At 69.4% G+C, this 12,447-nt stretch carries 8 protein-coding genes; 4 read left to right on the plus strand and 4 right to left on the minus strand.

Features of this window, described 5'->3' with window-relative positions:
* Nucleotides 1–151: 151 nt before the first annotated feature.
* Complete coding sequence (locus tag RC1_RS01265; protein WP_012565511.1) at nucleotides 152–835, minus strand: TetR/AcrR family transcriptional regulator; 684 nt, start codon at nucleotides 833–835, stop codon at nucleotides 152–154.
* A gap of 106 nt (nucleotides 836–941) precedes the next feature.
* Between RC1_RS01265 and RC1_RS01270 the strand changes: the two genes are divergently transcribed.
* Both RC1_RS01270 and RC1_RS01275 read left to right on the plus strand, forming a co-directional pair.
* Entirely contained in the window at nucleotides 942–2,027 is a 1,086-nt protein-coding gene (locus RC1_RS01270) for an efflux RND transporter periplasmic adaptor subunit (RefSeq protein ID WP_012565512.1), read from the plus strand.
* A 7-nt stretch (nucleotides 2,028–2,034) separates the two neighbouring features.
* The gene (locus RC1_RS01275) at nucleotides 2,035–5,109 is read left to right on the plus strand and encodes an efflux RND transporter permease subunit (RefSeq protein WP_012565513.1); all 3,075 of its coding nucleotides are present in this window, start codon (nucleotides 2,035–2,037) and stop codon (nucleotides 5,107–5,109) included.
* A gap of 33 nt (nucleotides 5,110–5,142) precedes the next feature.
* Here the strand turns inward: RC1_RS01275 and RC1_RS01280 are convergent, their stop codons facing one another.
* From RC1_RS01280 to RC1_RS01290, 3 genes are all read right to left on the minus strand, one after another.
* Entirely contained in the window at nucleotides 5,143–5,676 is a 534-nt protein-coding gene (locus tag RC1_RS01280) for a DUF6702 family protein (RefSeq protein ID WP_012565514.1), read from the minus strand.
* Nucleotides 5,677–5,684: 8 nt separating this feature from the next.
* The gene (locus RC1_RS01285) at nucleotides 5,685–8,267 is read right to left on the minus strand and encodes a M1 family metallopeptidase (protein ID WP_012565515.1); all 2,583 of its coding nucleotides are present in this window, start codon (nucleotides 8,265–8,267) and stop codon (nucleotides 5,685–5,687) included.
* A gap of 112 nt (nucleotides 8,268–8,379) precedes the next feature.
* Nucleotides 8,380–9,324 carry an alpha/beta fold hydrolase gene (locus RC1_RS01290; RefSeq protein ID WP_012565516.1) on the minus strand — a complete coding sequence of 315 codons (945 nt, stop codon included), beginning with the start codon at nucleotides 9,322–9,324 and terminating at the stop codon, nucleotides 8,380–8,382.
* Between the two features lie 172 nt (nucleotides 9,325–9,496).
* Here RC1_RS01290 and RC1_RS01295 point away from each other — a divergent pair, with 172 nt between their 5' ends.
* Nucleotides 9,497–9,742, plus strand: coding sequence for a hypothetical protein (locus tag RC1_RS01295; RefSeq protein ID WP_012565517.1), 246 nt, complete (start codon nucleotides 9,497–9,499; stop codon nucleotides 9,740–9,742).
* A gap of 242 nt (nucleotides 9,743–9,984) precedes the next feature.
* A complete protein-coding gene (locus RC1_RS01300) occupies nucleotides 9,985–12,408 on the plus strand; it encodes a TonB-dependent receptor (RefSeq protein ID WP_049766619.1) in 2,424 nt (807 codons plus the stop codon).
* Nucleotides 12,409–12,447: the final 39 nt, after the last annotated feature.

The raw sequence follows: 12,447 nt of genomic DNA on the forward strand, positions 1-12,447 counted from the left end.
CGAAACGATACACGGCGTCCGGAGAGGGGAAAAGGTAAATTGCCGGTCCCCATCGGCGGAGGATGAGCAGCCGTTACAACAGAATCCCCTCATGGTCATTGACTATAACGCCCTTACTCGCAGCGGAGCGCCAGGGGGGCCGTCCTGCCCTTCAGATGCGGCGGCCCGGGACACTGATCCCGCACAGCAGCATGTCGGTCGCCGTGGCGACCAGCTCGTCGACGGGCGTCCAGTTGAAATGCGCGTGCGTGATCAGCAGCGACACGATCCCGTGCATCGTGGCCCAGAGGGCGTCGGCATAGGCATGGCGGTTGCCGGGGACCAGCAGACCAAGCTCCAGCAGCCGGGCGATCTCCGCCTCCAGCACGCCGAAGGACTGCATGCCCTTGTTGGGTGGACAGACCGGATCGGCGTCCGGCGGGGCGCGATGACCCGGCACAGGAGAGAAGGCGGGCAGCGTCGTCATGAACACCAGCCGGTATTCATGCGGATGCCCGGCACCGTAGCGGACATAGCCGCGGCCCAGCGCCCGCAGTCGGTCCAGAGGATCGGCCGGATCGGCCGGTTCCTCCTGCATGGCGACGATCAGCCCGTCCAGGAAGTCGCCGGCGATGGCCGCAAGCAGATCCTGCTTGTCCGCGAAATGGTCGTAGATGGCTGTCGGCGTGATCCCGGCACCGTCCGCGATGCGCCGCAGGGACGTTCGCTCGATCCCCTCCTGCACGAACAGGTCGCGCGCCACCCGGAGGATCTGTGCCCGCCGTTCGGCGGCGGGCAGACGCTGGGTGCGCCCGCCGGGACGCTCGCTCCCGGACGGCCCCGCCTCCTCCGTCATGCCCGCTTCCCCCCTTTTTGCGTGAAGCTTCCGCAAAGCCATTGACGAACCCCTGGATGACGCTAACCTAACGCCGTAAACTTAACACTGTCAGGTCGAGGGTGCCATGGTACGCGCGCCGCTGCTCCCCGTCCCCCTCGCCCTCACCGCCCTGGTGCTCGCGGTGCCGCTGCTGACCGGCTGCGGCCGGCCGGAAGCCGGGGAGGCCGCGGTCGGCCCGGCCCCCGTCGTGGTCACCGTGGCGGAGGCGGTTCCAGCCCCGGGCGCCAGTCTCGTCCGCGGCACCGGCACCCTCGCCTACAAGCGCGAACTACCGCTCTCCTTCAAGGTTTCCGGCCGCATCGCCGCAATCAGCGTGGACGTGGCCGACAGCGTCCGCAAGGGCACGCGGCTGGCGCTCCTGGACCAGGCGGAAGTGTCGGCCCAGCTCCGCGAGGCGGAAGCGGCGGTGACCCGGGCCCGGCAGGACCTGGACCGGCTGGAGCCGCTGCTGGAGAAGGGCTTCGTCGAGCTGTCGCGGATCGAGACGGCGCGGACCTCGTTGCAGGCCGCGAAGGCCCGGCGCGACGCCGTGGCCTTCAACCGCAGCCTGTCGGAGATCACCGCCCCCGCCGACGGCGTGGTGCTGTCCCGCCCGGTGGAGCCGGGGGAGATCGTGCCGGCCGGCGCGCCGGTGCTGATCCTGGGCGACCGCGGCAGCGGGCTGATCGTGCGGGTCGGGCTGGCCGACCGCGACATCGGCCGGATCGCCCCCGGCAATGCGGCGGAGGTGCTGCTGGACGGGCGCACGCTGCCGGCGACGGTGGACCGCATCGCTGCCAAGAGCAGCCCCGGCACGGGTGTCTTCGATGTCGAGCTGGCCCTGGACCCGGCACCGGAGCGGCTGTCCAGCGGCCGCATCGTCGGGGTGCGGATCGCCCCGGTGGCGGGGGCGGATGCCGGCCTGCTGGCCATCCCCTCCTCCGCCATCCTGGAAGGTTTCGGCATGGAGGCGACGGTCTATGTGCTGGACCCGGAGACCGGCCGGGTGTCGCGGCGGATGCTGACCGTCGCCGGGCTGGACGGCCCCTTCACCCTGATCGCGGGCGGGCTCGCCCCCGGCGAGCAGGTGGTGGCGACGGGGGCGGCCTATCTCCGGCCCGGCGATCCGGTGACGGTCGCCGGACCGCAGACCGCCACCATCGACCGCTGAGGCCGCCATGTCCGGGATCGTCGGCTTCGCTGTCCGGCAGTGGCAGTTCATGCTGGTGCTGTTCGCCATGCTGGCGGCCATGGGGGTGGGGGCGTTCCTCTCCATCCCGCGGGCCGAGGACCCGGACTTCCCCACCCCGATCTTCAACGTCATCGCCGTGCTGCCGGGCGCCGACCCGCTGGACATGGAAGAACAGGTGACGGATCCGCTGGAGGATGCGCTCGACGGGCTGGACGACGTCATCAAGATCACCTCCCGCACGCGCGACGGCAGCACCGTCATCCATGTCGAGTTCGACTGGAACAGCGAGCCGGAGCGCAAGTACGACCAGGTCGTGCGCGAGGTAAACGCCCTGCGGCCGAGCCTGCCCGACGGGCTTGTCCGGCTGGAGGTGAAGAAGGTCGAAACCAGCCTGACCAACTTCGCCCAGGTCGCGCTGGTCAGCGACCGCGCCAGCGACCGCGAGCTGGAGGAGCGGGCGACCGACCTGAAGGACATCATCGACCGCATCCCCGGCATCCGCGAGACGGAGGTCTGGGGCGAGGCCCGGACGGAGGTGCGGGTCGCCGTCGATCTCGGCCGGCTGGCCGCGCTGGGCATCCCCGTCTCCGCCCTGGCCGAGGCGCTGAAGGCGGAAGGGGCAGCACTGCCCCTGGGGGCCGTGCATTCCGGCGAGCGCCGCTTCAATGTCAAGGCGACGGGCGATTTCCGCAGTCTGGCGGACATCGGGGAGACGACGGTGCGTGCCGCCGACGGCCGCGTCGTCAAGGTGCACGACGTGGCCGCGGTGTCCTGGGCAGGCGACGAGCCCAGCCACGTCACCCGCTTCAACGGCCGGCGCGCCGTCCTGGTCACCGCCAACATGAAGCCGGGCCAGAACATCTTCGATCTGACGGCGCGGCTGGACGCGGCGCTGGGGGGCTTCGCGGCGACCCTGCCCGACACCATCCGGATCGAGCGGGGCTTCGACCAGTCCGTCAACGTCGCGCACCGCCTGTCGCGCCTGTTCAAGGATTTCGGCATCGCACTGGCCCTGGTCCTGGTGACCCTGGTGCCGCTGGGGCTGCGTGCCTCCCTGGTCGTCATGCTGGCGATCCCGCTGTCGCTCGCCATCGGGCTGACTCTGTTGCAGGCGGCGGGCTTCTCGCTGAACCAGCTCACCATCGCGGGCTTCGTGCTGTCGCTCGGCCTGCTGGTGGACGACAGCATCGTGGTGACGGAGAACATCGCCCGCCACCTGCGCCTGGGACGCCCGCGCGAACAGGCGGCGATCGAGGGGACACGGCAGATCGCCGTGGCCGTGCTGGGCTGCACCGCCACGCTGATGCTGGCCTTCCTGCCGCTGATGTTCCTGCCGGAGGGGTCGGGCAAGTTCATCAAATCGCTGCCGGTGGCGGTGCTGGTGACGGTGGCGGCGTCGCTGTTCGTGGCCCTGAGCATCATCCCGTTCCTGGCCGGCCGGATGCTGAGCCGGCACGGCGACCCGGAGGGCAACCGCGCCCTGCGCGCCGTCATGGCGGCCATCCACACGGTCTACCGGCCGCTGCTGCACCGGGCGCTGGAACGGCCCGGCCTGACCGTGCTGCTGGCGGCGGGCCTGTTCGCGGCGTCGCTGCTGCTGGTGCCGCGGATCGGCTTCAGCCTGTTCCCGCCGGCCGGCACGCCGCAGTTCCTGGTCGAAGTGGATCTGCCCGACGGCGCCTCCCGCGCCGCCACGCAGGCGGCGGTGGACTTCGTGGAGGCGGAGCTGCGGGCGACGCCGGAGGTGGCGTGGTTCATGGGCAATGTCGGCCACGGCAATCCGCGGGTCTACTACAACGTGCAGCCGCGCGAGGAGGACCCGACCCACGGCTCCGTCCTGGTCGGGCTGGAGAGCTGGCAGGGCGAGGCGGGGGTGGCCGTGCTGGACGGACTGCGGACCCGGCTGGCCCGCTATCCCGGCGCCCAGATCATCGTGCGCGCCTTCGAGAACGGCCCGCCGATCGAAGCGCCCGTCGCCATCCGCGTGCTGGGCCCCGAACTGGACGTGCTGAAGGAGATCGCGGGCCGGGTCACCGCCGCAATGGAACGGACCCCGGGAACGCGCGACATCGTCAACCCGGTGCGGCTGAACCGGACCGACCTGAACCTGGGCGTGGACCTGGAGAAGGCCGGCGTCCTGGGCGTACCGGCCGGCGCCATCGACCGCGCCGTGCGGCTGGCCCTGTCCGGCGAGCAGGTGGCCCTGTTCCGGGAGAGCGACGGCGACGCCTTCCCGGTGGTTCTACGCCTGCCGCTGGGGGAGCGGCACGAGCTGGAGACGCTGGGCGAGATCTACGTACCGGCAGCCGGCGGCGCCACCCCGCTGGCCGCGGTCACCGACCCGCGCTTCGAATCCGGCCCGGCCCGCATCGACCGCTACAACCGCGAACGCGCCGTCACGGTCACCGCCTACACGGCGACGGGCCACAACACCGACCAGGTGACCAGAGCCGTCATGGCTGCGGTGGCGGAAATCCCGCTGCCGCCCGGCTACCGCATCACGGCCGGCGGCGAGGCGGAGGCGCGGGCCCGCAGCTTCGCCGGCCTGTCCAGCGCCATCCTGATCGCCGTCTTCGGCATCGTCGCCGTGCTGATCCTGGAGTTCCGCAGTTTCTCCGCCTCCGCCGTGGTGGCGGGGGTGATCCCGCTGGGAATCGTCGGCGGCCTTGTCGCCCTCCATGTCGCCGGCTACACGCTGAGCTTCACGGCGATGATCGGCTTCGTCGCCCTGATCGGCATCGAGATCAAGAACTCCATCCTGCTGGTGGACTTCACGACCCAGCTCCGCCGCGCCGGCGTGCCGCTGAAGCAGGCCATCGAGCAGGCGGGAGAGGTCCGCTTCCTGCCGGTGCTGCTGACCTCCGCCACCGCCATCGGGGGGCTGCTGCCGCTGGCGCTGGAGGAGTCCGGCCTCTACTCGCCGTTGGCCGTCGTCATCATCGGCGGTCTCGTCTCCTCCACCTTCCTGTCGCGGCTGGTGACGCCGGCCATGTATCTGCTGCTGGCCCCGCGGGAAGTGGCGGCGGCCAGCCCGCCTGCCCCGGCGACCGCGGCTCCCTGAACCTGCGGCCGGCGGGAGCCCGGACCCGGCCGGTCAGCCGCGCTTGGCCGTCTTCCAGTCGTCCGTGCCGCGGAACATCAGGGTGCGGACGCCGCCGGTGCCGTCTGCCGAAAAGTCGATGTTCACCTGGTTGAGCTGGTCGGAGAAGACATCCAGCATGATGGTATCGCGCACCGCCAGTTCCGCCGGCGGCGCCGGAAGCGCCAGCTCCTGGTAGACATAGACATGGTCCATCTCCACCTCGGCGCCGACCAGCGTCAGGGCCAGCGGCGCACCGGCCGCATCCGCCAGCGCGAAATTCTTCTCCACATAGAGGGCGAGGATCGCCCGGGTCTTCAGGTCGGCAAGGTCCGGGGCCGCCACCTTCTCCACCCGGTTGAGCGCGATCTCCGCATCATGGGCGTGCAGGCGGTGGACCACCTCCAGCGTCCCGCTGCGCGGATTCCAGGCGATGGTGGTGAGCGCCGCCTTGGCCCGGTGCGCCAGCACCGGCCCGGGGGCACCCGCCACCCCGGCGAGGCCGAGCCCCGCCAGGGCGAGCGAGAGGAGGCGACGGCGTGCGAGCACGGGTGGCCTCACTTCGACGGGGCCGGCGCCGCGGCCGGAGCCGGCTTGCCGTCCCGCGGCGCGTCCTTCGGCGCCGGGCCGAGCGGCACGGTCTTGCCTTCCCCGGCCTTGCCCTCGCCGGCCTTCCCCTCGTCCGCCTCGCCCTTGGTGTCGCCCGTCCGCTCGGACTTCAGCTCGACCAGCATGTCCGACATCAGGTTGCGCGTGGACTCCCTGTCCTTGAACAGTTCCAGGCGCGACGCCTCGATCCGGCGCGGGAAGCTGTTGTCGCTGCGGTCGGCGTCGGCGATCTCGTGCCGCGGGTCCAGCTCGATGGAGACGAGGCGCTTCGGACGGATCAGCATCTTGGTGACGCGCTTGGGGTTGTAGCGCCAGATCTCCACCGGGATCATCACGAACTCGCTGGAGCCGTCCGCGAAGGTAAGCTTGAGGGGCAGCGGCATGACGAGGCCGCCCTTGTTGGTGAAGTCGGCGAAGTAGATGAAATCGCCGTCCTTCTGCGCCCGCTCCAGCGCCGCCCGCTCCCAGTCCTCCAGGCCTTTGATCAGATCGGCGTAGTCGTTGCGGTCCTTGTTCGTGACCGTATGCTGGTCGTTCTCGTTGTAGAAGTCCTTGAGGTCGGGAATGCGCTCCACCCGGGTCTTCAGCCCGTCCTCGCGGTTATGGATCTGCATCAGCGGCTCGACCCGCTCCTGCCGCTGCTCGGTCCGGGCCAGCGGCTTCTCCACCTCGGGATTGCGGGTGGAGATGGTGTATTCGCGGACGCCGTCGATGGCCATGTCCACATGGTCGGTCGTGTAGAACCAGCCGCGCCAGAACCAGTCGAGATCCACGCCCGACGCATCCTCCATGGTGCGGAAGAAGTCGGCCGGGGTCGGCCGCTTGAACTTCCAGCGCGTGGCGTATTCGCGGAAGGCGTGGTCGAACAGGTCGCGGCCCAGCACCGTCTCGCGCAGGATGGTCAGCGCCGTCGCCGGCTTGGTGTAGGCGTTCGGGCCGAACTGCAGGATGCTGTCCGACTGCGTCATGACCGGCACCTGGTTCTCGCTCACCATGTAGGCCGTGATCGTGTCGGGCAGGTTCGGGTTGCGGTCCTGGCCGCCGAAATTCTCCTCCCACTCCAGATGGGCGACATTCTGGAGGAAGGTGTTCAGCCCCTCGTCCATCCAGCTCCACTGACGTTCGTCGGAATTCACGGTCATCGGGAAGTAGATGTGCCCGATCTCATGGATGACGACACCGATCAGGCCGTACTTGGCCTGCGAGGAATAGGTGACCTTGCCCGTCTTCTTGTCCTTCACCGGCCGCGAGCCGTTGAAGGTGATCATCGGGTATTCCATCCCGCCCCGGTCCCAGGTGTTGACCGACTGCGCCGTCGGGTAGGGATAGGGGAAGGAGAACTTGGAATAGACCTCCATCGTATGGACGACCGCCTGGGTCGAGTACTTGGACCAGAGCGGCTCGGCCTCGTTCGGGTAGAACGACATGGCCAGCACCTGGGGCTGCTGCGGGCTGTCCTGGCGGAACCCCATGGCATCCCAGATGAACTTGTTGGAGCTGGACCAGGCGAAGTCGCGCACGTTCTTCGCCCGGAAGACCCAGGTGCGGGTCGCCGTCTCCGTCGCCTTCTCGTTCTCCTTCGCCTCGTCCGGGGTGACGATGAAGACGGGGCTGGTAGCGGTGCGGGCCTGTTCCAGGCGGCGGCGCTGCTCCGGCGTCAGCACGTCGGACGGGTTCTGCAACTCGCCCGTGGCGGCGACGATGTGGTCGGCCGGCACGGTGATGGAGACATCGTAGTCGCCGAATTCCAGCGTGAACTCGCCGCGGCCGAGGAACGCCTTGTGCTGCCAGCCCGCATAGTCGGTGTAGGCCGCCATGCGCGGGAACCACTGGGCCAGGAAGAACAGGTCCGTATCGGTGTCCTTGAAGTGCTCGTAGCCGCTGCGGCCGCCGACGCGCTCCTCGTCCACGATGTTGTAGGCCCAGTCGATCCGGAAGGTCGTGGCCTTGCCGGGGGAGAGCGGCTGCGGCAGGTCGATCCGCATCATCGTATCGACGACGCGATAGGGCAGCGGGTGGCCGGCCTCGTCCGTGACGGCCCGGATCTCCACCCCGAATTCGATGTCCTTGAAGATCTGTTCGCGGGCGAGGCCGTTGTAGGTCAGGCGGTCACCGTTGTCGCCGCCGCCCGTGGCCGGCCGGCGGGCCCCGCCGGTCTGCACCGTCTCGGTCATCCGGGCGATGCTGTCGTCCTTGTAGATGTTCTGGTCGAGCTGGACCCAGAGATAGGACAGCGTGTCGGGGGAGTTGTTGGTGTAGCGCACCGTCTCGCTGGCCGTGAGGCGCTTGCCCGCAGCGTCCAGCTTCACGTCGATGCGGTAGTCCGCGCGCTGCTGCCAGTACTGGTGTCCCGGCGCGCCCGATGCGGTGCGGTAGGTGTTCGGGGTCGGCAGGTCCACCTCAAGCTGGCGGAACTTGTCCTCCCAGTCGCCCTTGGTCTGCTGGATGGCATCGGCACTTGCCGACGCGGCGGCCAGCAGCAGGAAACCGGACCCGACCGCGACGGATACCCAGGCAGACCAACCACGCATGCGCACGCTCCCACCAGCCACGTTCCCTGGCCGGCCCACGCGGACCGGCAGCAGCACTTTAGTAGAGTCCGGCGGGTAACCAAGCGAATTCTGGGGCAGGGAGCGCTATTCGTTAACCATCCAGTCCGGGGTATCCTTCGGCAAGGAACTTGCGCACGGGTTCCAGCGACCGCGCCGGCGCCTCCTCCTGCGGGACATGGCCGAGATCGGGGAAGGTCACCGTCCGGCTGTCGTGCAGCGCGCGGGCATAGTCCGCGGCGTTCGAGACGGGGATCATGGCGTCCTTCTCCCCCCACAGCAGCAGGGTGGGCGCCTGGATGCGGCGCAGCAGCGGCTCGGGCGGCTCCAGCATCACCTGCTCCAGCCGGGCGAACATGGCATCGCGCACGCCAGGAGCCAGCATCAGGTCACGGTAACGGGTGGTGAGCTGGTCCGTCAGCACGGCCGGGTCGCCGTAGGCCGGTTGCAGGTTGGCCCGCACCGCGGCGGTGGGCAGGATGAAGCGCATCAGATTGAGGATGCCCGGCACCTCCGCCTTCCGGCCGTACTCGAAGCCGGGGCTGGCGAAGCCGTCGGGCGAGACGAGCACCAGCTTCTCCACCCGGTCGGGATGCAGGGCCGCGAACTTCCAGGCGATACGGCCGCCGATGGAGTTGCCGATGAGGCTGGCCCGGGCGATGCCGAGCCGGTCCAGCAGCGCCTCCAGCACCACCATGGCGCGCTCGTCGCCGTAGTCGCCCGTCGGGTCCGGTCCGGTCAGGGCGAAGCCGGGCAGGTCGAAGCGGACGACGCGGAACGGACCGGCGAGCCCCTGTGCCCACCCCTCCCAGGTGTGAAGGCTGGCCCCGAACCCGTGCAGCATGACCACCGCCGGCGCGTCGCGCGGGCCGTCGTCGCGCACATGCAGGCGCATCCCCGCCGCCTGCACGTAGTCCGCCGGAGAGCGCAGATAGAGCGCCTCAAGCTCGTCGCGCGGCCTGTCGGGGGTGTGTAGCCAGACCCCCAGCCCGAACAGGCTGGCCACCAGCACGACAAGAAAGGGAAGCGACAGCTTCATGGATTCCGATCCCGGTCCCGTGTCCCTGGCCCCGTCCGGACAGCCGAGGTCCAGCGGCACAGGGTTCCGTAAGGTTAAGATGGGGCGCCGGCGCCATCGTCAAGACCGCGCCGCAACAACCGGCCGCCCCGGACCGTTGCTCCCGGATGATGCCGGGAAACGGGGGGACGCCATGACGGAGAATGCCGCCGCGCGGTACGAGGCGATGCGGGACAGGCTGGCCGGACTGGTCGAGGCCGAACTGACGGCCGCAGCGCTGGCCCAACAGACGGCCGCCCTGCTGAGCGACACCGCCATGCGGGAACAGGCCGGCGCCCTTCTGCGCGACCTGCGGGACCTGCTCGACCGCGCCTCCGCCGAGGCGGAAACCGATCTCCAGACCTGGCGGGCGGAGCGGGGCATCCATCCCGACGACTGACATGCCCTGGATTGCCGGAATGCCCAGGGGCTTCGACCCTGGGTAATTCGGGCGCCTTCCTGTACCCGTTGCGCGCCCGGATCGACTCGCCCTAGGATTGTTGCCACCGGGAGTACATCTTCCGCCCCCCTCCAGCAACGGGCGCGGACGGTCGATGCTCCCGGCAGGGCCTTGCGGACGGTGCCGCCGGAGTGCCGCCGTCCCGCAGGAGTCGCGCAACGAAGAAGACAGGGGGAGCATTCATGCCTATGGTCACCACCCGCGGACGCCTTGTCCGCGGAACGGCGGTCCTGGCCCTGATGGCCGGCGCACCTCCGGCACTGGCGCAGTCGGCACCGCCCGGCGGCAGCCCGCCGCCGCAGGGCGGCTTCATCGAGGAAATCCTGGTCACCGCGCGCAAGCGTGAGGAGACCCTTCAGGACGTGCCGTTTTCCATCAATGCCCTGGGTCAGGCGCAGCTCCGTGCCCGCGGCGCCGAGACTCTGGAGGACGTGTCGCGCAACGTCGTCGGCCTGACCATCGAGAATCTGGGGCCGGGCCAGAGCCAGGTGGCCGTGCGCGGCATCTCCGCCGGGCAGATCGTGCGCGACCAGCCCGGCGTGAAGGAGCAGGTCGGCGTCTATCTCGATGAATCGGTCATCTCGCTGTCCCTCTTCACGCCGGACCTCGACCTGTTCGACCTGAACCGGGTGGAGGTGCTGCGCGGGCCGCAGGGCACGCTGTACGGTTCGGGCTCGCTCTCCGGCACCATCCGCTACATCACCAACCGTCCGACGACGGAGCAGGTGGAGGGTACGGCGGAGGCCGGAATCGAAACGCTGAAGGACGGCGGTACCGGCTGGTCGGCACGCGGCGCGGTGAACGTCCCGCTGGCCGAGAAGGCGGCGTTCCGCGCCGTCGGCTACTACACCGACTATGCCGGCTTCGTCGATGCGGTCCGTCCCGACGGCAGCATCGACAAGAACGTCAATGACGGCACCCGCAAGGGCTTCCGCCTGTCGGCCCTGGTCGAGCCGACCGAAGGGCTGAGCGTCGTCCCGCGCGTCATCTACCAGAAGATCGAGACGAACGGCTTCAACCGCGAGGATGTCTTCAACATCCTCGCCAACGACCTGACGCCGACGACCGATCCGCAACGGCTCTACCGCTTCGACGAGCGCCAGCAGTTCACCCAGCTTGAGGAGCAGTTCGAGGACGATTTCCTGCTGGCCGACCTGACGCTGGAGTGGGAACTGGACGCGGTCACCCTGACCTCGATCACCACCTACACCGACCGCGACCTGCTGGTGGTGCGCGACGCCTCACCGCTCACCGGGTCGATCACCGGGCAGCCGGGGTCCTTTGCCCCGGGCGGGCTGCCGCGGTCGGTCTATTCCATCGCCACGCCGCTGAACGACACCACCGACCTGGAAGTCTTCACCCAGGAGGCGCGGGTCGCATCGAACGGCGACGGACCGTTCCAGTGGGTGCTGGGCGCCTTCTATTCGGATATCGAGCGCACCTATGCCCAGCGCCTGGACGTGCCGGGCTTCGAGGCCCTGACCGGCATTCCCACGGCCGGGCCGCTGGCGCCGCGCGACGTGCTCTACTATTCGCTGATCCCTTACGACTTCAAGCAGCTCGCCCTGTTCGGGGAGGGCAGCTACGACCTCACGGACCAGCTCAGCGTCACGGCCGGCGTGCGCTGGTTCGACTTCGAGGAGGAGCGGGTCCTGAACTTCGACGGTCTGTTCGCCGACCAGAGCATCGGGCAGGCGGGCAAGACCAGCAGCGACGGCTTCTCCCCGCGGGTGATCGTCAGCTACGCGGCGACTCCCGATCTGACGCTGAACGCCCAGGTCTCGAAGGGCTTCCGGCTGGGCGGCATCAACGACCCGCTGAACGCCCCGCTCTGCTCGGCGCAGGATCTGGTCACCTTCGGCGGCCGCTCCAGTTTCGACAACGAAACCGTCTGGAACTACGAGGTCGGGGCCAAGCTCGGCTTTGCCGAGGGGCGCGGTCAGCTCAATCTGGCCGGCTTCTATGCCGACATCAGCAATCTCCAGGTCACGCTGGACGCCGGCACCTGCTCCTCCCGCATCGTCTTCAACGCCGACGCCCGGACCATGGGCGGCGAGGCCGAGCTGAGCTTCCAGGTGACCGAGGCGCTGTTGCTGGCCGTCTCCACCAGCTACACGGACAGCGAGTTCACGGAGACCGTGTCCTCGGTCGGGGCCGGGGGAGCCGCCACGGTCGTCGGCGGCATCAAGGACGGCAACCGCCTGCCCACCGTGCCGCGCTTCCAGTTCAACGCCAGCGCCAACTATGAACAGGAGATCGCGGACGACCTGCTGGGCTTCGTCACGGCCACCTACCAGCATGTCGGCTCGCGCTACACCCAGGCGGTGGACCAGGACCCGGCCGCGGTCGGCACCGTCACCCGCATCCCGATCGGCGGCCAGCCGGCGACCAGCTTCAGCTTCGACCCGAAGCTGCCGGCCTACGACATCGTCAACCTGCGCCTGGGCGTCCGCCGCGACACCTGGGAGATCGCGGGCTATGTCAACAACCTGTTCGACGAGAATGCGCGCCTGTCGCTGGACCGCGAACGCGGCTTCCGCGCCCGCGTCGGCTATCAGGTCATCAAGCCGCGCACCATCGGGCTGAACGTGCTGACGCGCTTCTGAACGGATTCCGACCACGCGACGCCCCGCCCTGCCGGGCGG

The sequence above is a fragment of the Rhodospirillum centenum SW genome, assembly GCF_000016185.1.
GTDB lineage: Bacteria > Pseudomonadota > Alphaproteobacteria > Azospirillales > Azospirillaceae > Rhodocista > Rhodocista centena.